At 62.8% G+C, this 24,939-nt stretch carries 3 protein-coding genes; all 3 read right to left on the bottom strand.

The genetic code is table 11. The features are described 5' to 3' along the window. Nucleotides 1-27 precede the first annotated feature (27 nt). The 3 genes from ACVVH8_RS09825 to ACVVH8_RS09815 are packed head-to-tail and all read right to left on the bottom strand — an operon-like array spanning nucleotide 28 to nucleotide 24,924. Nucleotides 28-13,686, bottom strand: coding sequence for a non-ribosomal peptide synthase/polyketide synthase (locus tag ACVVH8_RS09825; RefSeq protein WP_475229739.1), 13,659 nt, complete (start codon nucleotides 13,684-13,686; stop codon nucleotides 28-30). A 13-nt stretch (nucleotides 13,687-13,699) separates the two neighbouring features. Continuing rightward, on the bottom strand, nucleotides 13,700-21,526 hold the full coding sequence (locus ACVVH8_RS09820) for an amino acid adenylation domain-containing protein (protein ID WP_475229737.1): 7,827 nt from the start codon (nucleotides 21,524-21,526) through the stop codon (nucleotides 13,700-13,702). Beyond that, nucleotides 21,523-24,924, bottom strand: a complete 3,402-nt coding sequence (locus tag ACVVH8_RS09815) for an amino acid adenylation domain-containing protein (RefSeq protein WP_475229734.1) — start codon at nucleotides 24,922-24,924, stop codon at nucleotides 21,523-21,525. Before ACVVH8_RS09815 ends, ACVVH8_RS09820 begins: the two co-directional genes overlap by 4 nt. Nucleotides 24,925-24,939 lie beyond the last annotated feature (15 nt).

Here is a 24,939-nt window from a genome sequence, read left to right as displayed (position 1 = left end):
CCCCTGCAATGATTAAAACCCCGGCTCTCAGCCCACCCGCGCCATGCAATGCTCGATCAACGCCTCAAGCTCGCGCTGATAATCCTGCATGAACGACTCCATAGTGCTGGCCCGATAACGCTGAGTGCTGTAGATGCAACGCAGCGCCAATTGACCGTCGTACACCTGGCCGACAACCTCCAGCCAGTTGCCCAGATTGGCTTGCAGGCTGTAGTTGTCGCCGGTTTCTTCCAGCGCCGGCACCAGCAAGGCCTGCTCATCGAAGCTCTGGTCGAACTGCCCCAGATAGTTGAACGTCACCCGTGCCTGCGGCAGGTCGGCCAATTGGCGGGCCAGTTGCGGGCCGGCCAAGTGACGCAACACCCCGTAGCCGATTCCTTTCTGCGGAATGGCCGCCAACTGCGCCTGCACGTTGATGATCGACGCACCGATGTCCGCGCTGTCGGGAGTGAGCCGGACCGGGAACATACTGGTGAACCAGCCCAGGCTGCGACTCAGATCGATGTTCTCGAACAGGTCCTCGCGGCCGTGCCCTTCCAGCAAGATCAACGCCGACGGCTGTTCGCTCCAGCGACACAACGCCCGGCTCAGGGCCGACAGCAGCAAATCGTTGATCTGCGTGCGATAGACCGCCGGTGCCTGCTTGAGCAACTGCTCGGTATGCTCGCGGGACAACTTGAGTCGAGCCTGAGCCTGGTGACGCACCTGATTCTTGCCGCGACGGTTGTCGCATGGCAGATCGATGCCCGGCTGATCCAATTGCTCCAGCCAGTAACCCAATTCCTGCTCGGCAATGATCGGCGCCTGCTCCAGCAGGGCTTCGGCAAATGCGCGATAGCTGCTGGTACGGATCGGCAATTGCGGTTCGATGCCGATCACGCAAGCCTCGTAGGCGACCTTCAAGTCGTCGAGCAAAATCCGCCACGACACGGTGTCGACCACCAGATGGTGGATAACCATCAACAGCCGCGCCTGGCCGTCCGGCAAGGCGATGTGCACCACACGCCAAGCCGGTCCATCATCGAGTTTGAGGCTGCGCTGAGTGAGGTTCGCCAAGGCCTCGACCTGCTCGCTGCTCTCGACTTCACGGCGCCACAGCAACGTCTCGCGGCGCTCGGTTGGTGCGGCATAGCGCTGCAACCAGCGCCCGCCTTCCTGACAGAAGCGCAGGCGCAAGGCGTCGTGATGGTTTTCGATCCAGCCCAACGCCTGTTCCAGGGCATCCAGATCCAGCGTCTGACGCGCACTCAGCAAAAACGATTGGTTGTAGTGATGAGACTCGGCCATGCCTTCGCCGAAGAACCACTCCTGAATCGGCAGCAGATTGAACAACCCTTCACTGGCCACATGGGTGAGGTCCACCGACGGTTGCGCGGTGACGGCCTTCACCACGTCCTGCTCGACGATGCCAGCAATGGTCTGATAGCGCATCAGATCGCGCAGCTTGAGGTCCATCTGCAGGGTCGGGTGGTTCCTGACCCGGGAAATCACTTGCAGGCTCAGGATCGAGTCGCCGCCCAGTTCGAAGAAGTTGTCGCTGATACCGACCTGCTCCACCTGCAACACCTGCGACCAGATCTGCGCCAGTAACTCTTCCTGCTGATTGCGCGGGGCAACGTATTCCTCGCTTTTGAATTCCGGCTCGGGCAATGCCTTGCGGTCGAGCTTGCCGTTGGGAGTGATCGGGAAGGCACTGAGGCAGACGATCTGCGCCGGCACCATGTATTCCGGCAAGGTGCTGCGCAGACCGGCCTTGAGTTCTTCACCCAGTTGCTGGCCGGCGTCGGTGACGACGTAACCGATCAGTTGCTTGCCGGAGGCATTGTCCCGGGCGATCACCAAGGCGTCGCTGACCTGCGCCAGTTGCCGCAGGCTGGCCTCGACTTCACCGAGTTCGATACGGAACCCGCGCACTTTGACCTGATGGTCGATGCGACCGACGTAATCGACCACGCCGTCCTGGCGCAAACGCACCAGATCGCCGGTGCGGTACAGCCGCTCGCCGCTGGCATACGGATTGGGCACGAAGCGTTCGCAGGTCAGGTCTGGCCGCCCATGGTAACCACGGGCAACCCCATAGCCACCGATGTACAACTCGCCGGCGAAACCTGGCGGCAGCGGATTCAGTTCTTCATCCAGCACATACAGCGAACGCGCACCCACCGCTCGGCCGATCGGCGCATAGGCTGCTTCACACTGCTGGCTCACCGGCACTTTCCACAGCATCGGCGTGACCACGGTTTCCGTCGGGCCGTAGCCGTTGGTGAAGTACTCGGGACGCAGCGCCGCCTTGACCTGTTCGAAAGTCTGGTCCGGCACCGCATCGCCGCCGAAGCAATAGATGCGCACCGGTGGCGGTGCAATTGCGCTGGCGGCGGCGTACTCGGCCAGTTGCTTGAGGTAAGCCGGCGGGAAGCAGGCGATGGTCACGCCGTACTCGTGCAACGCCTGATAGGTCTGCTCCGGCGTCCACAGGCAACCGTCGCGCACCACCAGCCGGCCGCCGCTGTACAGCGTACTCAACCAGCGCTCATGAGCACCGTCGAAAGCGAACGACATGAAGTGCAGCTCGCAACTGCGGTTGTCCATTTCATACAGTTTGGCGATGGCCTGACAGTGCATGCTCAGTGGTCCCTGAGTAACTGCCACGCCTTTTGGCCGTCCGGTGGAACCCGAGGTGTAAACCAGATAGGCCAGCCCTTGCTCCAGCACGCGACGCACCGGCGCTTCATCGCCATAGCGGGATTCGTCGAGGTGATCCAGCTCAAGGCGCAACAGGCCTTCGGGCGCCGGCAACGCCGCCCGCAGGCTGCTCTGGGTCAGCAGCAGCGCCATGCCGGAATCTTCGATCATGTACGCCAGACGCTCCGGCGGGTAATCGATGTCCAGCGGCACATACGCTGCGCCGCTTTTGAGCACGGCGAGGAAGCTGACGACCATTTCCAGTGAGCGCGGCAGTGCCACGCCGATCACTACTTCCGGCCCCGCGCCATGCTCGATCAAGCAATGGGCCAGACGGTTGGCCCGTCGTTCCAGCTCGCCGTAGCTCAGGCTCAGCCCGGCGCATTGCACCGCAATGGCCTCGGGCTGACTCAGTGCGTGTCGGCTGATCAGCTCCGGCAACAGCTGCGATTGGTGCTCCGCCGCCGGTTCGGCGCTCCAGGCTTGCATCGCCTGCCATTGTTCAAGCGACAGACGCTGCAGGTTACCCAGGCGTTCGTAAGGCGCGCGCATCATCGCCTCAAGGGTGTTTTCCAGGGTCAGGCGAATGCCTTCCACCGCCTCGGCACTGAAGTGGCTGCGCAGGTACAGGTATTCAATCGACAGTTCGTCGCCGAGCATCACCGCCAGGTCCATCGGCACGTTCGTCACGTCATGTCCGATGGATTTGCCGAAGCTCAGGCCGGTATCGTTGTCCTCTTGCAGGCGATCATCGATCGGGTAGTTCTCGAACACGATGATGCTGTCGAACAGCGCCTGCCCGCCCAGGCCGGACCAGCGTTGCACGTCTGCCAGCGGAGCCTGGGAATGGTCGCGTATATCCAGGTTGTAGGCCTGGATCCGGTTCAGCCAGTCTGCCAGAGGCTGATCCGGTTCCAGCGTCTGAATGATCGGCAACGTGTTGATGAACAGACCCAGCATGTTGCCGACATTGGGCAAACTCTCGGGACGCCCGGAGACCGTAGCGCCAAAGGTCACGGTGTTTTTTCCGGTGTAGCGCTGCAACAGCAGCAACCATGCGCCCTGGATCAACGTGTTCGGCGTAATCCGCAGATCGCGACAGAACTGCAGCAGACGACCGGTCTGTTGCATGTCCCAACGCGAGTAAATGGCGTTGTGGCCGGGTTCATCCGACACATGCCGAGGATGGATGGCCTGGCTCAACGCCGTCGCCTCGGTGACCGGGGCCAGCCGGGCTTTCCAGAACAGCTCCCGGGCATCTTGGTCCTGGGCTTGCAACCAGGCGATAAAGTCGCGGTAGCGACCGTTCTCAGCGCTGATTTCACCCTTGGCGTAGTGCTGGATCACCTCACCAAACAGCCGCGAGCTGCTCCAGCCGTCCATCAGGATGTGGTGACTGGTCCAGACCATCTGATACTGATCTTCAGTGCTGCGAATCAACAACACTCGCTGCAGTGGCGCCTGGGTCAGCTCGAAGCCTCGCGCGCGGTCCTCGGCGGCCCGCGCGGCGATGTCTGCCTCGCTGGCGTCGCGATCGCGCCAGTCGAGCACCTGCAAATCGAGCGTCGCCTGACGCTGGACAACTTGCAGCGGTTTGGCCAAGCCATCGTGCCAATGGAAGCTGGTGCGCAGGATGGCCTGACGCTCGATGACCGCCTCCCAAGCCTTGCGGAAACGCTCAACATCCAGACCGCCCACCGGCAAACTGATCTGATTGACGTACAGGCTGGAACCATTGTCCGACAAGGTATGGAACAGCATGCCCTCTTGCATCGGCGACAGCGGATAAATGTCTTCGATCCGGGACGGGGCTACCGGCAAGGCGTCCAGTCGGGCCTGATCCAGCTGCGCCAGCGGGAAGTCCGAAGGCGTGACGCCGTGGCTGTCCGGTTGGCAGCAATGCTCGATCAGCAGCTCCAGCTCCCGCCCGTACTCTTCGGCCAGGTGTTCGATGGTCGAGGCGTTGAACATGTGCGTGCTGAATGACCAGCCGACACTCAACTCGCCGCCGTACACTTGGCCATTGAGCGTCAGCCAATTCCCCAGCAGCGCATCGTTACTGTGTTCTGCGCCCTTGAACTCATCGGCCGGCACAAACAAGGCACCGCTCTGGCTATCGAAGCTACCGTCAAACTGGCCCAGATAATTGAAGGTGATACGCGGTGTCGGCAGGGTCCGCAGCGACGCCTGGCAAGCCTCGTCACCCAGATAACGCAGCACACCGTATCCAATGCCACGATCCGGAATGGCGCGCAGTTGCTCCTTGATTTGCTTGATCGAGCCGGCCAGCTCCTGGGTCGGAGTCAATTTGACCGGAAACAGGCTGGTGAACCAGCCGACTGTGCGGGTCAGATCGAGTCCGTCGAACAAATCTTCACGACCATGGCCTTCGAGCTGAATCAGCACCGACGACTGTTCGCTCCAGCGGGCGATCACCCGTGCCAGCGCCGTCAGCAGCAGGTCGTTGACCTGTGTACGGTAAGCCGCCGGGGTCTGTTGCAGCAGTCGTCGGGTCAAGGTTGCGTTCAGGCGACTGTAAAGCGTCATGGCATGGCGACTTTGCAAGCTGCCCTGAGGGTTATCTTGCGGTAGCGGCGCGTCGTCCGAGCGCTGCGCCTGCCAGTAAGGCAGTTGCCCAAGCAGCGATTCACTGCGGGCGTGACGTTCCAATTGCTCCGCCCAATGCTTGAAGGACGTGGTCTTGGCCGCCAATGCCAACGATTCGCCGGCCAGTAACTGACGGTAGCTGCCCTGCAAGTCCTCCAGCAGAATCCGCCAAGAAACACCGTCGACCACCAGGTGATGAACGATCAACAACAAGCGCTGTTCGCCCTCAGGCAAATCGAACAACACCGCGCGCAACAACGGGCCTTGTTGCAGATCCAGGCTGCGCTGGGCTTGTTCGGCGACGCGTTCCAGGTGGGCGGCATCACTGACCGTTTCCTGCCACAACGGTGACAGGCGCTGTTGCTCCACGTTTCGATAGCTCGCCGACCAGCTGCATGGCGTTTGTGTAAAGCCCAGGCGCAGGCCGTCGTGATGATCGATCAGCGCGTGCAAGGCCTGTTCAAGCGTCTCGGCCACCAGAGGGTTTAACGGTTTGAGCAGCACCGACTGATTCCAGTGATGGCGTTGCGGCAAGGGCTGTTCGAAGAACCATTGCTGAATTGGCAGCAATGGTGTCTCACCTGTCACCGGGCCTTGATCGGTTGGCGTCAGGGCTTTGCCGATCTGCGCGACAGTGGCCAGCCCCTGGACGGTCTGCTGCTGGAACAGATCCTTGGGTGTGAAGCTGATTCCCTGCTGACGCGCCCGGCTCACCACCTGAATGGAGATGATCGAATCGCCACCAAGGGTGAAGAAGTTGTCGGTCAAGCCGACCCGTTCGAGTTTCAGAATGTCCTGCCAGATCCCGGCAATCTGCTGTTCCAGCGCGGTGCGAGGCGCCACATAATCGCGCTGCGACTGACTGGCATCCGGTGCTGGCAGCGCCTTGCGATTGAGTTTGCCATTCGGCGTCAACGGCAGTTGTTCAAGGAACAACCACTGCGCCGGCACCATGTAGTCCGGCAGATGCGCCTTGAGGGCGGTCTGTAGCGCTCCACTCAAGTCGTCCTGTTCTTTGAGACTGAGGCCGCTATCACTTGGCACCACATACGCCACCAGTTGCTGACCACTGTTGCCATCCACCGCCAACACCACACCGTCACGCACGCTGTCCTGAGCAAGCAAACGCGCTTCGATTTCACCCAGTTCGATACGGAACCCGCGCACCTTGACCTGATGATCGATGCGGCCGACGTATTCGATCCGGCCGTCATCGCTGAAGCGGGTCAGGTCGCCGGTGCGGTACATGCGCTCGCCAGTGGTCGAGAATGGATTGGGCAGGAAACGTTCAGCGGTCAGGCCCGGGCGGAACAGATATCCACGGGTGATGCCGTCGCCGGCCAGATACAGCTCCGCCGCCACGCCAATCGGCGCTTGTTGCAATTGGCCGTCGAGCAAGTACGCCGTGGTGTTGACCAGCGGCCGGCCAATGTTCGCTTGGCCACCGAGTTCACGGCGGGTGCAGGTCGAATACGTGGTGTCTTCCGACGGGCCGTACAAATCATAGACATGCGCCACCGCGGTTTCGCGGTAGAGCGTGTCGACCAGACTTTGCTTCAGTGGCTCACCGGCGAGGTTGATGATGCGCACGCCCGGCGGAATTTGCCCGGTGCGTTGCAGCGCGGCAATGGCCGACGGCACGGTGTTGATCAGACGCACCTGATCGCGCTCCGGCAAGTCCGGCAGCTCCAGGGCATTGCGTGCCATGACGAGCGAACCGCCGCGTGCGAGGGTGACGAAAATCTCCCACACCGACAGGTCGAAGCACACCGACGTCGACGCCAGCACACCTTGCAGATCGTCTTCGCTGTAGACCTCGGCGGACCAGTGAATCAGCGCCTGCACGTTGCGGTGGGCGATGGCCACGCCTTTCGGCTTGCCGGTGGAACCGGAGGTGTAGATCACGTAGGCCAGATAGGCGGAGTCGCCGCGCACACCCGGATTGTCGGAAGACTGCTCGGCAAATGCCTCACCGCCCGCCTCGACCAGTACCACCTGCGCATCCGTCTGCGGCAGTTGTGCCAGCAGCGACTGCTGCGTCAGCAAGACTTTCGCCTGACTGTCGTCGAGCATGTAGGCCACGCGATCAGCCGGGTAATCCGGGTCCAGCGGCACATAAGTGCCGCCGGCCTTGAGCACCGCCATCAAGGCGATTACCAGCTCCGCCGAACGCGGCATCGCCACGCCCACGCGGACTTCCGCACCGACACCCAAGGCCAGCAGATGATGCGCCAGTTGGTTGGCACGTTGATTGAGTTCGGCATAGCTCATGGCGGTGCCGGCGTGACTGAGTGCCGGTGCTTGCGGATGGGCTGCGACGCGCAGTTCAAAACTCTGCGGGATCAGTCGTTCAGCGGGATACGCGCCCTGATTGTCGTTCCATTGCGCCAAGGTCTGGCGTTCGGCGAGAGGCAACAGGCCGATCTCACCAAGCAGACGTTGTGGTGCGTCGAGGAACTGCTGCAGCACTTCTTCAAGATGGCCTGCCAGGCCCAGCACGCTGTGTTCGGCAAAGTGCTCGGTGAGGTAGTTGAAGTCCAGGTTCAACACGTCGCTGGCCCCGGCGATCAGGGTCAGACCGTAGTTGGTTTGCTCGCGGTGCTCCAGGCCGGCGAAACGCAGTCCGCCCGGATTGGCTTCCAGCGCTTCGGACACCGGATAGTTTTCAAACACCAGCAACGTGTCGAACAGCGCTTCGCCGCTCAACTGAGCCAGACGCTGGATGTCCTGCAACGGGGTCTGCTCGTAGTCACGCAGCAACAGGTTCTTGTCCTGCACGCTGCGTACCCAGTCGCCAACGCTGAGCGTGGCGTGCGGGCTGGCGATCACCGGCAAGGTGTTGATGAACAGTCCCAATTGCTGCTCGATGCCCGGCAGATCCACCGGACGCCCGGACACCGTGGCGCCAAACGCTACGGTGGCCTGGCCGGTGTAGCGCTGCAACACCAACAGCCAAGCGGCTTGCACCAGACTGTTGAGGGTCACTTGCTGCTGACGAGAGAAACCGTTCAGGCGCTGAGTGAAGGCTGCGTCGAAATGCAGGCGATGCATTTGCTTGCCCGGGCCCGGCACCGTACGCCCGTGGCAGGCCGAAGCCAGCCGGGTCGGCTCGTCCAGTTCGGCCAGTTGCACGCGCCAGAAATTCTCTGCGGCGGCCTTGTCCTGACCTTGCAGCCAGACCAGGAAATCACGGTAACGGCCCTGCGCGCTCGGCACCGGCTGGCCGGCATAATCCTGCAATACCTCGCCGAACATCCGCGAGTTGCTCCAGCCATCCATAAGGATGTGGTGGCAGGTGAAAATCAGACGGTGGCGGTCATCGGCCGTGCGCAGCAGGCACAGACGCAGCAGCGGCGGATTCTGCAGATCGAAGCCGCGTTCACGGTCGGCCTGCGCCCGCGCTTCGAGCACGGCCGGCAGGTCCGTCACACCGCGCACATCCACTTCCGGCATTTCCAGGGTCAACTGACGATTGATCACCTGCAGTGGCGCATCGAGACCGTCGCGGCCCCAGATGAAACCGGCGCGCAACACTTCATGGCGATCCACCACGCGTTGCCAGGCCTGCTGGAAACGCGCCACGTCGAGGCCGTCGATGTCGAGCAGCATCTGATAGACATAGGCGCTGGCATCGGCGTCGTACAGGCTGTGGAACAGAATGCCTTGCTGCATCGGCGCCAGCGGATAAATGTCCTCGATCCGCTGGGCAGCCATCGGCAGGCTGTCCAGATGCGCCTGCGACAACCCGGCCAACGGCACATCCGACGGCGTCAAACCGCCACTCGGATGGTTCAGGCAATGGTCGATCAACTCACCCAGCGCCACTTCATAAGCGCGGGCCAGGGCGTTGATGGTGCTTTCCTCAAACACATCGCCACTGTAGGTCCAGGTCAGGCTCAACTGGCCCTGATAGACCCGGCCATCAATGGTCAGCCAGTTGGCCATCGGCGCGTTTTCGTCCTGGCCGGCGCCCTTGTCTTCGGTGGCCGGAACCCACAGGGCGTCGTCATCGAAGTTGTTGTCGAACTGGCCGAGGTAGTTGAACGTCACCTTCGGTTGCGCCAGTTCGTTCAATGCCGCTTGCGACTCGGCGCTGCCCAGATGACGCAGCAAGCCATAGCCGATGCCTTTGTTGGGGATCGCGCGCAGTTGCTCCTTGATGCCTTTGATCGAGGTTTCGAGACTCGCGTCCGGGGTCAGGCGCACCGGGAACATGCTGGTGAACCAGCCCACCGTGCGGCTGAGGTCGAGGTCATCGAAGAGGTCTTCACGACCGTGACCTTCCAGTTGCACCAAGGCACTGTCGGTGTTGGTCCACTGACACAACACTCGGGCCAACGCGGTCAGCAGCAGGTCATTGACCTGGGTGCGATAAACCGCCGGCGCCTGTTGCAACAACTGACGGGTGCGTTCGGCATCAAGACGCGTGTCGACGCTGCGCTCGAAACGGTTGCTCAATTGGCCCTGCGGATTGTCCAGCGGCAGTTCGACGGAAACATCGCGCAGTTGCCCGCGCCAGTAATTCAGTTCGCTTTCCAGTTCGGCGCTGCGGGCATGACTTTGCAGACGCTCGCCCCAATCCTTGAACGCACTGGTCTTGGCCGGCAGACGCACGACCTGACCGCTGCTCAGTTGTTGATAGGCGGTTTGCAGGTCTTCCAGCAGGATCCGCCATGACACGCCATCGACCACCAGGTGATGGATCACCAGCAGCAGACGCTGACTGGCGTCCGGCAAGTCGACCAACACCGCGCGAATCAGTGGGCCATCGAGCAGATCGAGGCTGCGTTGCAAGTCCAGGCAAAGCGCTGGCAATGCAGCGCTGTCGTCCAGCGCGACCGTGCGCAGCAGGGCTTGCGCCTGATTCGCAGGTGCGTGGCTCTGCTGCCAGCCATCGTCGGTTTGGCGGTAACGCAGGCGCAAGGCGTCATGATGACGTTGCAGGTGCAACAGCGCCTGCTCCAGCGGTGCCGGTTGCAGCGCGGTGGCCGGGGTCAGCAGGATCGACTGGTTCCAGTGATGCCGCGCCGGGATGTCGCTGTTGAAAAAGTAATGCTGGATCGGTGTCAGCAGCGCGTCGCCGAGCACATCACCCTGCTGCATCTGCACCGCGTCGCTCTGTTGCGCGACGGTCGCCAGACGTTGCACGGTCTGATGCTGAAAGATGTCTTTGGGGGTAAAGCGAATGCCCGCCTGACGGGCGCGGCTGACCACCTGAATCGAAATGATCGAATCGCCGCCCAGCTCGAAGAAGTTGTCATTGAGCCCGACACGCTCGACCTTCAACACGTCCTGCCAGATCTCGGCCAGACGCTGCTCCAGTTGGTTGCGCGGTGCGGCATAGGCTTCCTGCACTTGCGCAACTTCCGGGTGCGGCAGTTGCTTGCGATCAAGTTTGCCGTTGGCCGTCAGCGGCAGGCGCTCAAGAAACGCCCAACTGACCGGGACCATGTAATCCGGCAGGGTTTCGCGCAAATGCGCCTTGATCGAATCACGCAGTGCGCCCTGCCCTTCGGCGTCCAGCACCTCGTTGGCGACGATCCAGGTCGCCAGTTGCTGACCGCTGAGACCGTCGACCGCCAGCACCACAGCTTCGCGCACGTCAGGGTGCTTGAGCAGTTGCGCTTCGATTTCCCCGAGTTCGATACGGAAGCCGCGGATCTTCACCTGATGATCGATCCGGCCGATGTACTCGATCACGCCGTCGCCACGCAGCCGCGCCAGGTCGCCGGTGCGATACAGCCGCTCACCCGCCTGCGGGTTGAATGGGTCGGGAACGAATCGCGTGGCGGTCATGCCGGCCTGATTCAGGTAACCCCGGGCCAGACCGGCACCGGCGATGTACAACTCACCGATGCAGCCTTGCGGCACCAGGTTCAGCGAGCTGTCGAGCAAGTACCACGACAGGTCGACAATCGGCTCGCCAATCGGGCTGCTGTGGCTTTGCTGCAGATCGTCCATCGACAATGGACGATAGGTCACGTGCACCGTGGTTTCGGTGATCCCGTACATGTTGATCAGTGTCGGTGCGCGGTCGCCGAAACGTTCGAACCACGGGCGCAGGCTCTGCACTTCCAGCGCCTCGCCGCCAAACACCACGTAGCGTAATGCGTTATTGAGTGGCGACTCGCTGGCGATCTGCATCAAGGGCTTGAACGCCGACGGCGTCTGGTTCAGCACGGTGACGTTTTCATCGCACAACAGGGTGTAGAAATCTTCCGGGGAACGGCTGATGTCATGGGGCACCACCACCAGTTTGCCGCCGTACAACAGCGCCCCGAAAATCTCCCAGACCGAGAAGTCGAAGGCGTAGGAATGGAACAGCGTCCAGCTGTCCTGCGGGCCGAAATCGAACCAGTGCTCGGTGGCGCTGAACAGGCGCATAACGTTGCCGTGCGGCAGCAACGCGCCTTTCGGTTTACCGGTGGAACCCGAGGTGTAGATGACGTACGCCAGACTGTCCGGTGTGGTCAGGCAGACCGGGTTGGCTTCGTTGCCATGTTCCGGCGCCTGATCCAGATCGAGGCACGCCAGTCCCGGCGGCACCGGCAGTTGCGCGAGCAGATGGCCTTGGGTCAACAGCAGGTTGATGCCGCTGTCCTCGATCATGTAGCTCAAGCGATCATCCGGATAGCTCGGGTCCAGCGGCACGTAAGCACCACCGGCCTTGAGCACGGCGAGGATGGCGACGATCATGTCCAGCGAGCGTTCGACCGCGACGCCAACGCGCACGTCCGGCCCCACGCCACGGCCGATCAGCGTATGCGCCCACTGGTTGGCGCGGCGATTGAGTTCGGCGTATGTCAGGCGCTGCCCGGAATAAGTCACGGCGACCGCGTCGGGATGACGCTCGGCCTGCACTTCGATGGCTTGATGGATGCACTGCGACAGCGGTTGCTCGATGCGCTCAGGATTCCACTGCGCGAGCAATTGTTGCTGTTGACCGGCATCGAGCATCGGCAACTGGCCGATGCGTTGCGTCGGCTCGGCAACGATGGCCCGCAGCAGCGCGTTCCAGTGCTGCGCCAGACGCTCGATGGTCGCCGCGTCGAACAGATCCGTGGCGTACTTGAGCACCGCTTCAATGCCATGCGCCTGTTCGGTGGTGTTGAGGGTCAGGTCGAACTGCGCGGTCTGGCTTTGCCATTCCAGCGGTTCGATGCTCAGGCCATTCAAACGGGTTTCGACGCTCGCACGGCGCTCGGCCTGATGGTTGAACATCACTTGGAACAGCGGGCTGTGGCTGAGACTGCGGCCCGGCTCCAGCGCTTCGACCAGTTGCTCGAACGGCAAGTCCTGATGGGCTTGCGCTTCCTGCGCGGTCTGTTTGACCTGACGCAGCAGATCGACAAAAGGCATCTGCCCGTCAATGTCGGCCTTGAGCACCTGAGTGTTGACGAAGAAGCCGATCAGCCGCTCGATCTCCACCCGGCCACGGTTGGCATTCGGCACGCCGACGCGGATATCGGCCTGACCGCTGTAACGATGCAACAGTGCCTGGAACGAAGCCAGCAAGACCACGAACAGGGTGACGTTTTCCTGGCGGGCGAAGGCCTTGAGCGCATTGCTCAGCGCCGGGTCGAGAATCAGGTTGTGACTGGCGCCGGCGAAGCTTTGCTCGATGGAACGCGGGCGATCCATCGGCAGTTCCAGCACCGGTTGCTCGCCGCCGAGTTTCTCCTGCCAGTAAGCTAATTGCCGCTCCTGCTCACCGGCCTCCATCCACTGCCGTTGCCACAGGGCGTAGTCGGCGTATTGAATCGGCAAGGCCGGCAGACCGGCGTCGTGACCGAGGTTGAAACCGGCGTACAACTGCACCAGTTCCTCGATCATCACTTGCAGCGACCAGCCGTCGGAGACGATGTGGTGCAGGGTCAGCACCAGCACGTGGTCATTCGGGGTGACTTGCAGCAGCGCTGCGCGCAATAGCGGGCCGTGCTGCAGGTCGAACGTTTTCTGGCTCTGGGTCTGCACGAACGCCTGGATCGAGGCATCCGGGTCGTTCGCCAGCTCAGCGCTCAGTTGATGGATCTCCAGTGCAAAGGGGCCTGCGGGCAGGACCACTTGCAAGGGTTGCGCGGTTTCCTGAGTGAACACCGTGCGCAAGGTTTCGTGTCGCTCGATCAGCGCCTGAACGCTGCGCTCCAGCGCGCTGACATCCAGCGGCCCCTGCAAACGCAGGGCCGTCGGAATGTTGTAGGCCGCGCTGTGCGGCGCCCACTGCCAGAGAAACCACTGGCGCTGCTGAGCGTAGGACAGCAGCAACGGCTCTTCAGCCGTGCGCTTGAAAACCGGAGCAATGTCAAAGAGGTTGACGCCTTTCTGCTTGAGCAGAACCGCCAGAGCCTTTCTTTGCTTAGCCGAAAGTTGTCCTACCGACTCGATTAACTCTTGCACGCGTTTTTCCCTCTCAAGAAATCAGTTTTTCCAGATCATCGAGGGATAGACGTTTGAGGGCCTCCAGGGATTTAGCCAATTCATCCTGAACGGGCGACATTTCGACGCGCAAGGCTTCGATTCGCGCGCAGAACGCCTTGAGGGTATCGGTTTCGAACAATTCCTTGAGCGGCACCTTGTCGCCCAGACGCTCCTTGATCCGGGTCACCACCAGCGTGGCCAGCAACGAGTGCCCGCCGAGCTGGAAGAAGTTGTCGGCAAGGCCCACCTGCTCGACCTCCAGCACTTCCTGCCAGATCGTCGCCACTTCCCACTGCAAATCGCTTTGCGGCGCCTGATAGTGCTGCTGCGTCGGGCTGTCGCCCAAAGCCATCAACGCCTTGCGATCGAGCTTACCGTTGGGGGTCAACGGGATGGCGTCGATCAAATGCAAGTGGCCCGGCACCATGTGCGCCGGCAAGCGACTGGTCAGCGCGTTGCGCAGGCGTTCCGCCAACAACGTCTGATCGGTCACTGCCTGCGCCGCCACCACATAGGCATGCAGGTGTTTACCGGCGGCACCGTCCTGAGCGAGGACCACGGCTTCGCGGATCTCGTCCTGCTCCAGCAGCCGCGCTTCGATCTCGCTGAGTTCGATACGGAAGCCGCGAATCTTCACCTGATGATCGGCCCGACCGATGTACTCGATATTGCCGTCATGGCCCTGACGCACCAGATCGCCGGTGCGGTACAGCCGCTCGCCGTTACTGGCGTACGGGTTCGGCACAAAGCGTTCGGCGGTCAGCGCGGCGCGCAGCAGATAACCACGGGTCACACCGGCACCGCCCAGGTACAGCTCGGCGGGCACGCCGCCCGGCAACACTTGCAACTGGCTGTCGAGCAAATAGGCCACAGTGTTTTGCAGCGGTCGGCCGATGTTCGCCTGCCCTTGCGGCGTGCGCAGGGTGAAGGTCGAATAGGTGGTGTCTTCCGACGGCCCGTACAGATCGTAGACCTGCTGCACCGAGGTGCTCGCGTACAAGGTGTCGACCAGACTTTGCTTGAGCGGCTCACCGGCCAGATTGATGGTCGCGACCGAATGCGGAATCTGCCCGGCACGTTGCAGCGCGGCAATCGCCGACGGCACCGTGTTGATCAGCGTGACCTGTTCGCGAGCCGGCAAATCGGCCAGGGCCAGCGCGTTGTCCGCCAGTACCAGGCAGCCACCGCAAGCGAGGGTGACGAAGATTTCCCAGACCGACAGGTCGAAGCAGATCGACGTCGACGCCAGCACGCCGCGCAACTGTTCTTCGCGATAGATCCCGGCCGACCACTGAATCAGCGCCGACAGGTTGCCGTGGGTAATCGCCACGCCTTTCGGTTTACCGGTCGAGCCCGAGGTGTAGATGACATAGGCCAGATTCTGCGCAGTGACACTCGCCTGCGGTGCGGTGATCGAGAACGCGCTCAAGGCGCCCTCTTCCACCAACAGCACCTCAGCGCTCAAGGTTTGTGGCAACAGCGCCAGTGCGGCGGGCTCGGTGATCAGCACGGCGGCGCGGCTGTCGTCGAGCATGTGCAGCAAGCGCTCCTGTGGATAGTCCGGATCCAGCGGCACATAGGCGCCACCGGCCTTGAGAATGGCCAGCAGGCTGACCAGCATGTCCGGCGTGCGTCGCATGCACACCCCGACCCGCACCTCCGGACCGACGCCCAGCGTTTGCAGCTTGTGCGCGAGGCGGTTGGCCCGGGAATCGAGGCTCTGGTAATCGATCTGTTGCTCGGCGAACAGCACCGCGTGTGCTTGTGGCTGACGCTGTACCTGCGCGGCGAGGTGTTCCAGTACCGTGCGGGGGTCCGTTGCCGTGACGTCGGCCTTGCCCCAATCGATGGCCTGTTGACGCTGCGGTTCTGCGAGCAATTGCAGCGCACCCAGCGGTTGCGTGGCATCGGCGAGGAACTGCGTGAGCAGGCTTTCGAGTTGTGCGCTCAACGCGCTGATCGCGGTCGCAGCGAAACTGGCCTGGTCATAACTGATCCCCAGACTCAGCTCGCGACCGGTGACCGCCACCAGCGTCAGCGGGTAGTTGGTCTGTTCCTGACGACGAATCGCCGAGAACGTCAGACCGGTGGCCGGGCCTTGTTGCAGGGCTTCGGCCATCGGGTAGTTTTCGAACACCAGAATGCTGTCGAACAACGCCCCGTTACCCGCACCGGCCCAACGCTGAATGTCGTAGAGCGGCGTGTGCTCATGCTCGCGCAGCGCCAGATTGACGTCCTGCACCTGTTGCAGCCACTGGCTGACGACAATGTCAGCGGACGGCGCCGCCACCACCGGCAAAGTGTTGATGAACAGACCGATCTGTTGCTCGACGCCCGGCAAATCCGTCGGGCGCCCGGCGACCGTCGCGCCGAATGCCACATTGTCCTGCCAGGTGTAACGCTGCAACAGTACCAGCCACGCCGCTTGCACCAAGGTGTTGAGGGTGACTTTCTGCTCGCGGGCAAAACGGTTCAGATCCGCCGTCAACGTCTCACTGAATACGTGCTCGTGATCGGCGTAACCGCTGGCCGCTTGCTGCGCGCCGGACAAGGCACTGGCCAGACGCGTCGGCTCATCAAGGTCCGCAAGGGCTGTCGTCCAGAAATCGCGACTGGCCTGCTGATCGCGCTGCCCCAGCCATTCGATGTAATCGCGATAACGCCCCTGCCCGACCGCCGGGTTCATGCCGGCATAACGCTGCAGCACTTCGCCGAACAACTGCGACGTACTCCAGCCGTCCATGAGGATGTGATGGCAGGTGTAGATCAGGTGGTGCGTCGCCTCATCCGTGCGCACCAAGGTCACCCGCAACAGCGGCGCACCGGTCAGGTCGAAACCGCTGGCAAGATCTTCGCCGGCCAGTTGATCCAGTGCCGTGCCGAGGTCATGGCGACCGCGCCAGTCCTGCACGCGCCATGGCATCTGCGCACTCTGGCGCACCACTTGCACCGCAGCGGCGGCATCCTGTGGCCACACAAATGCCGTGCGCAGGATTTCGTGAGCATCAACGGTTTGCTGCCAGGCCTGATGGAAGCGCTCGGCATCGAGATGTTGCACATCGACGCGCAATTGGTTGGTGTAGGCCGGGCTGTGCGGATCGTTGACGCTGTGGAACAGAATGCCCTGCTGCATCGGCGACAGCGGATAGAGGTCGACGATGTCGCGGGCCGGAATAGGCAATGCCGAGAGTTGTGCCTGGGTCAGCGTTGCCAGACTGAAGTCCGACGGCGTGACAGCCGCCTCGCCACTGTCGCAGCAGTGTTCGATCAAACGCGCAAGCTCACGACGATAGGCCTCGGCCAGCGCCTCGACGGTTTCTGCGCGATACATGCCGGTGCCGAAGGTCCAGGTCAATTCCAGCTCACCGCCGTAGACCTGACCGTCAACGCTCAGCCAGTTACCCAACGGCGCGGCTGCGTCCTGGTTGGCCCCGGTGCTTTCACCGCTGGGCACGAACAGCGCGCCGGCGTCGGCATTGAACGCGCCGTCGAACTGGCCGAGATAATTGAACGTCACGCGCGGCTGCGGCAATGCCTGCAACTCGGCGCAACGGCTCAAGTAGCGCAGCACACCAAAGCCGATGCCTTTGCCCGGCACCGCACGCAATTGTTCCTTGATCGCGCACAGCGACGCACCCGGCGTTGCCTCGGGGGTCAGGCGCACCGGGAACAGGTTACTGAACCAGCCTACGGTGCGGCTCAGGTCGATGTCGTCGAACAGGTCTTCACGACCGTGACCTTCGAGCTGAATCAATACCGAAGGCTGTTCGCTCCAGTCGCACAACACCCGCGCCAGCGCCGTCAGCAGCAGGTCGTTGATCTGCGTGCGATACGCCGCTGGCGCCACTTTCAACAGCTTGTGGGTCAGCGCCTGGCTCAGGCGCGAACTGGCGTGGGCGGCCTGTTCGCGGGTTTGCGTGTCCTGCGGGAAATCGCGCGGCATTTGTGCGTCGCCGGCCTCCAGGGTCTGGCGCCAGTAGGCGCTCTCAGCGGCCAGCGCTGCGCTCTGCCCGTAACGGTGCAGATGCTCGGCCCAGCTGTGCAGCGAGCTGCTTTTGCCCGGCAGAACCAGCGGCGTACCCGCCGCCAACGCGGTGTAAGCGTGCTGCAGATCTTCCAGCAGAATGCGCCACGACACGCCGTCGATCACCAGGTGGTGGATGACCAGCAACAAGCGTTGCTCGGCGTTCGGCAGGTTCACTAGCACCGCCCGCAGCAAATGGCCTTGTTGCAGATTCAGGCTGCGCTGGGCTTGATCGGCGAGCGCCGGCAACGCGTCCAGGCTGTCCAGCTCACGGACCCACAACAGCTCTGGATCACGCTGGGTCTGCGGCATTGCCTGCCACACGTCGCCGGACGCCTGGAAATTCAGCGTCAACGCGTCGTGCTGTTCGATCAGCGCCGCCAGCGCTGTGCGTAGGTGAGCGGCGTCAAGCAGCGTGGTCGGTTGCAACATCACCGACTGGTTCCAGTGCTGACGCTGGGCGATCGGGGTTTCGAAGAACCGTGCCTGAATCGGCAACAATGGCAACGGTCCGCGAGCTGCCGGCGCCGCAGCCGCAACGGGTTTGGCTTCGATCAGTTTGGCCACGGCGGCCAGTTGGCCGATGGTCTGTTTTTCGAACAGTTGCTTGGGGCTCAGCTTGATGCCCTGGCGTTTGGCCCGGGCAATGATTTGCAGGCTGAGGATCGAATCACCGCCCAGCTCGAAGAAGTTGTCGGTGCTGCCGATGCGCTCAAGCTTGAGCACATCGGCCCAGATCGCCGCGAGTTTCTCTTCGACTTCACCTTGCGGCGCGACGAAGTGCTGAGTGACCACGCCCGGCACCGGCAAGGCACGCTTGTCGAGTTTGCCGTTGGCCGTCAGCGGCAGTTGCTCGAGCAGGACGATCTGCGCCGGCACCATGTAATCCGGCAGGCACGCCTGCAATTGCTCGCGCAGCGCCTGTGCCGCTAACGAAGCACCTGCGACCGGCACACACCACGCGACCAGTTGCAGACGCGTCGGGTCATCATCCAGTGACAGCGCCAGCACCGCCGCTTCACTGACGCCGTCGAGACCGAGCAGCACACGCGCCACTTCCGCCGGCTCCACGCGATAGCCGCGCACCTTGACCTGATCGTCGGCGCGGCCGATGAATTCCACCGCTTGCTGACGATTGCGGCGCACCCGGTCACCGCTGCGATACACCCGCGTACCCGGCGCACCGAACGGATCCGGCAAGAAGCGCTCCGCCGTCAGCCCCGGCTGATTCAGGTAGCCCAGCGCCACGCTGTCGCCACCGATATACAACTCGCCAGCCACCTGATCGGCGACGTTGTTCAGGACATCGTCGAACACGTAGACGTGAGCGCCGGTCAGTGCGCTACCGACCGGCACGCTGCGGGTGAGCGTCAGATCAGCGACTTCATGGGCCAACACGCCCACCGTGGTTTCGCTCGGCCCATAGTGGTTGATGATGCGGCAGCCCGGTTTGAGCTGACGCACGCGCTCCACCAGCGCCGGCGAGCACGCCTCACCGCCGACGATCAGCGCGTGTTGCGGCAGCACGTCGGCTGCCCTTGCGGCCTGCAACAACGCGGCCAGATGACCGGGAACGATTTTCAGCATGCCCACCTGGTGCGTTGCCATGTACTCGGCAAACCGGTCCGGATCGAAACCCAGCTCTTCCGGCAAGACATGCAACAGGCGCCCGGAACACAGCGCGCCGAACAGCACGGTGAAACCCAGATCCGCAGCAATGGTCGAGACCAGCGCCATGCTGCTGTCCGCCGCCGGTGCCAGTCGCTCCAGCACACCGCGAACATAACTGCCCAGCGCGCCGTGGCTGACCAGTACGCCTTTCGGTTGCCCGGTGGAGCCGGAGGTGTGAATCACGTACGCCGCTGATTGAGCGCACAACGCCACGGCCGGACAGGTGTCCGGCATTGACTGCCACTGCCGCGCTGCGAACGCGATGCCCCGACAGCCGTCAACCGCCAACCCGGACACGCGCGCATCGCCTTCGGTGCACAACAACAGCCGCGCCTGCGCCGCACCGAGCATCTGCTGCAAACGTGCATCCGGCGCCTTGACGTCCAGCGGCATGTACACCGCGCCGGCCTTGAACACCGCCAGCACACAGGTCAGCCAGTCCAGCGAGCGCTCCATCAGCACCGCCACCGGCTCGCCGACGTTCACGCCCTGCGCCAGCAGATGATGGGCCAGACGATTGGCCGCTTGATCCAGCACCCGATAACTCAAGACCTGATTCAGGTCGCGGGCGGCCGGCGCCTCAGGCTGGCGGGCAACTTCACGATCCCAATGCTGCAACACCGACAGCGCCGGCGCGGCGGGTGCCGGAAGTGGCGCCGGCAAGGTCACCGCAACGCGGTGCAGTGGCGCTTGCGGCGCTTTCAACAACTCGCTGAACAAGCCGAGCAAGGCCGGCACAAACCCCTCGACCGTCTGCGGGCGATAGAGGTCGCTGGCATAGGTCATCTGGCCATGAATCAGCGTGCCGTCATCGGTGATGTCCAGCGCCAGATCAAAATGAGTACCGTCCTTGTCCAGCGGATATTCCGCCACGCTCAGCCCTGGCAGGGCCATCGAACGCTGCTTCTGCATGCCGACGTTCTGGTTGAACTTGGCCTGGAACAACGGGTTGTGGCCCAGGGTGCGTTCAGCCACCAACTCGTCCACCAGTTGCTCGAACGGCAGTTCCTGATGCGCCTGGGCACCGAACGCGGCTTCACGTACACGCGCCAGCAAATCCTCGAAACTGCCGCGCTCGTCCACCTCGCATCGCAGCACCTGAGTGTTGACGAAAAAGCCGATCAGCCCTTCGACCTCAGCACGGCCACGGTTGGCATTCGGCACCCCGACACGAATGTCGCGCTGCCCGGCCTGCCGCGACAGGAACAGCGAGAACCCGGCCAGCACCAGCATGAACAGACTGATGCCCTGGCTACGGGCAAACGCATTGAGTTGCAGGGACAGCGGCGCACCGAAATCAAAACTCAGGGTCTGGCCTTCGAAGCTTTGCGTCAGCGGTCGGGCAAAGTCCGGTGCCACTTCCAGCAGCGGATGCTCTTCACCCAGTTGCTGGCGCCAGTAATCGAGTTGCCGCTCGCCCTCGCCGGCTTCCAGCCAGCGCCGCTGCCAGATCGCATAGTCGGCGTATTGCAGCGTCAGTGCCGGCAATTGCGGCTCGCGTTCAAGGCTGAAGGCCTGGTAGCACTGGACGAATTCCTTGACCATCACGTCCATCGACCAACCGTCGGAGACGATGTGGTGCATGCTCACCACCAACACGAATTCTTCTTCGGCCAGCGCAAACAGGCTGGCACGCAACAGCGGCCCGTGGCGCAAATCGAACGGCCGCGCCGTGACGTTCTGCACCTGTTGCGCCAAGGCAGGCTCGCGCTCTGACGGCGGCAGGCTCGTCAGGTCGATGCGTTCCAGTGTCAACGGCTGTTGCTCAAGGATCACTTGATGCGGCTGATCACCGTCGGTCTGGAACACCGTGCGCAGAACTTCGTGACGCGCCACCAGATAATCGAACGAACGCTGCAACGCCGATTCGTCCAGACGCCCATTCAAGCGCAAGCCGGCGGCCATGTTGTAAGCGGCACTCTGCGGTTCGAGCTGCCAGAGAAACAGCAGGCGCTGCTGGGCAAACGACAACGGAATCTGCGCGACATCGTGACGACTGACCGGCAGCGGCAACAGGCTGAAGTCCTTGCCGTCTTCACGCAGCTTGGCCAAAAACAGCCGACGCTGTTCCAGCGGCAAGCCGACGAACCTTTTCGCGATGCGCTCCGCCATGGTGCCGCTCATACTTCCTCTCCTTCCAAAGCATTCATGAACTGATCCATGTCGGACCAGTCGTCGTTCGTTGCGCCGTCAGCCAGTTGCGCAAGCATTGCCGCCAGATCGGCCAGAACCGGTTTCTCGAACAGGCTGCGCAGCGGCAACACCACGCCCTGCAGGTTTTTCACCCGGGCGATGACTTGCGCGGCCAACAGCGAGTGGCCACCCAATTCGAAAAAGTGATCGTCCAGACCCACCCGCGACACTTGCAGGACATCCGCCCAGATCTGCGCCAGACACCGCTCGGCGTCCGATTGCGGGGCGCGGTAGTCGCCCTGCAACTGCACAGGATCCGGCGCGGGCAACGCCTTGCGATCGAGCTTGCCGCTCGGCGTCAGCGGCAGGTTCGCCAGCAACAGCAGATGGCCCGGCACCATGTAGTCCGGCAGAGTGGCTTGCAGCGCTGCCCTAATTTGCTGACGGAACGCCGCTTGCGTCGCCGCGCTGTCGAGCACGGCCTGATCGCTGACCACGTAGGCCACCAGTTGCAAACCACCACTGAGCGGCACCGCCAGCACCACCGCCTCGCGGATGCCCGGGCACTGTTGCAGGCGCGATTCGATTTCGCCCAGCTCGATACGGAAGCCGCGAATCTTCACTTGATGATCGACCCGACCGACGTACTCCAGCGCACCATCGGCGCGTAGTCGGGCGCGGTCGCCGGTACGGTACAGGCGCTGGCCGTCAGCGAACGGATCAGCGATAAAGCGCTCGGCGCTGAGCATCGGCTGACGGTGATAGCCACGCGCCAGGCCCGGTCCGCCGATATACAACTCGCCCACCGCACCTTGCGGCAGCAGGTTCAAATCATCGTCCAGCACGTACAAACGACGCGCGTCGAGACCTTGTCCGATCGGGATGCCGCGCCACGACACGGCGTCCGCCGTCAGTGCCGTGCAGTCATGAATGGTCGAAACCACCGTGGCCTCGGTCGGCCCGTAGGTATTGAGCAATCGCACATGGCCCAACCCGGCCTGTTGCCATAGGCGCAAACCGTCCACCGCCATGGCTTCGCCGCCGACATGAATCTGCCGCAACGCAGCGAAACCGCTCGGTGGGTTGGCGGCGTATTCCTGCACCAGCCAATACCAGTAAGCGGCGGGCAAGTCGGCCAGGGTGATGCCGTGTTCGAGGATGACCTGATGCAACGCCGCGCTGTCCCACAACCGCGCATCACGCAGCACGACAGCAGCGCCGTGGCACAGTGGCGGGAAAAACTGCTCGACGAAGCCGTCGAAACTGCTGGTGGCGAATTGCAGGACCCGGTCGCCTTCACGCAGTTCGCTGTAATCGATGGCGCGGTCGATGAACTCGCTCAACGCGCCGTGACTGATCGCCACGCCTTTCGGGCGCCCGGTCGAGCCTGAGGTGTAGATCACGTAGGCGAGGTTTTGCGCCTCGACCGTCACCGAAAGATTGTCGACCTGCCCGTCATCGGCCAACTGCTCCAGACACAGGCAGTCGACACCGTCGAGAGCCGGCAGGCTGGCGAGGCTCTCGCGATCGGTCAGCAGCAGTTTCAGGCCACTGTCATCGAGCACATGGCGCAAACGTTCGGCCGGTGTTTGCGGATCCAGCGGCACGTAAGCGCCGCCAGCCTTGAGCACTGCCAGCAGCGCCACCGCCAGTTCCAGCGAGCGCCCCAGCGCCACACCGACCAGCACGTCAGGGCCGACACCGCGAGCGCGTAACTGGTGGGCCAGACGATTGCTGCGGGTGTTCAACTCGGCGTAGCTGAGTGACGGCGACGGCTCGGTCGCGAGGATCACCGCCGCTGCCTGCGGCGTTCGCGCTACTTGTGCTTCGAAGCGTGTTTGCACGCTGGCGAATAGCGGTTCGGCCTCGGTGCTCTGAATCAACTGCGCGTGCTCGACGTCCGCCAGCAGCGCAACTTCGCTGATCAATTGCTGAGGGTCACGGCACACGGAGGCCAGAATGTTGCGCCAATGTCCGGCCATCGCGGCGATGGTCGCGGCGTCAAAAATATCGGTGGCGTAGGTGAAGGCAGCGAACAGTTGCTCGCCCTCCTCGCGGGTGTCGAGCATCAGGTCACTGGTAGCGGCATGTTGGCGACCGCTGCCGGCCAGTTGCTCTTCAGTCAAATAGCCGACCTGCAACCCCGATTCCAGTTGCACATGCTGCAAGTCGGTCACCAGCGGCTGGTGGTTGAACATCACCTGGAACAGTGGATTGTGGCTTTGGCTGCGCGCTGGTTGCAGGGCTTCGATCAACGCGTCGAACGGCAACTCCTGATGAACCTGTGCACCGAGCGCGGCTTGACGCAGGTTCTGCAAGAGATCGCCAAAACGCGTTTGCGCGGTGACTTCGCTGCGCAGGATCTGCGTGTTGACGAAGAAGCCGATCAGGCCTTCGGTTTCGCTGCGGGTGCGGTTGGCGATCAGCCCACCGACACGAATGTCGGTCTGGCCGCTGTAGCGATGCAACAAGGTTTTGAACGCGGCCAACAGCACCACGAACAGGGTTACGCCCTGACGCTGGGCGAGGCTTTTCAGTTCCTGGCGCAGCGCTGCGTCGATGACCGTTTCCAGCCGCGCCCCCTGATGACTTGATTGCGCCGGATAGGCGCGGTCAGTCGGCAATTCAAGCACCGGGTGTTCGTCACCCAGTTGCGCGCGCCAGTAATCCAGTTGCCGCTCGCGCTCGCCCGCCTCCAGCCAACTGCGCTGCCACAGCGCGTAATCGCGGTAATGCACGGTGAGTGCCGGCAACGATGGCTCGCGCCCCGCGACCAGGGCGTCGTAGGTGCGCATGAACTCGTCGATGAGAATGTTCATCGACCAGCCATCGGCAATGATGTGGTGCAAGGTCAACAGCAGCACGTGCTCCTGCTCGGCCAGACGCAACAGGCGCAGGCTCAGCAGCGGGCCGTTTTCCAGGTCGAACGCCTGCGTGGCCTCGGCCATCATGTGCTGCTGCGCCAGAGGCCAACGCTGGGCCTCGGGGACGGCACTCAGATCGGTGATGGCCAGCTTCAGAGGCTGAGGCTCGGCGACGCGCTGAAAAGCGCGCTCGCCTTCCTGACCGAAGGTGGTGCGCAGGCACTCATGCCGCGCCGCCAAAAGGCTGAATGCCTGCTCCAGCGCCTGCGCTTGCAGATCGCCCGTCAGGCGCACGGCCATCGGCAAGTTGTAAGCAGCACTGTGCGGGTCCAGCTGCCAGAGAAACCACATCCGCTGCTGGGCATAAGACAGGCCGTCACGCTCGGCGATGCCGTCACAGGCGGTCATGGGAAGCTGCGCAAAATCGATGCCTTCGCGGGCCATGCCGGCGAGAAACAAACGGCGTTTGTCCTGCGGCAGTTCGATAAAGCGACGGGCTAGTTTCTGTGCGTCTGCGGCATTCATGCATGGGGTCCTTGC

This window comes from Pseudomonas trutticola BRTCR10, assembly GCF_056155105.1.
Note: the sequence above shows the minus strand (reverse complement) of the source record. Positions and strands in the feature narration are given on the sequence as shown.

Excerpts from the sequence above, each read along its gene's own strand:
- ACVVH8_RS09820 (WP_475229737.1), bottom strand. The coding sequence starts at position 21,526 with ATGAGCGGCACCATGGCGGAGCGCATCGCGAAAAGGTTCGTCGGCTTG.
- ACVVH8_RS09815 (WP_475229734.1), bottom strand. The coding sequence starts at position 24,924 with ATGAATGCCGCAGACGCACAGAAACTAGCCCGTCGCTTTATCGAACTG.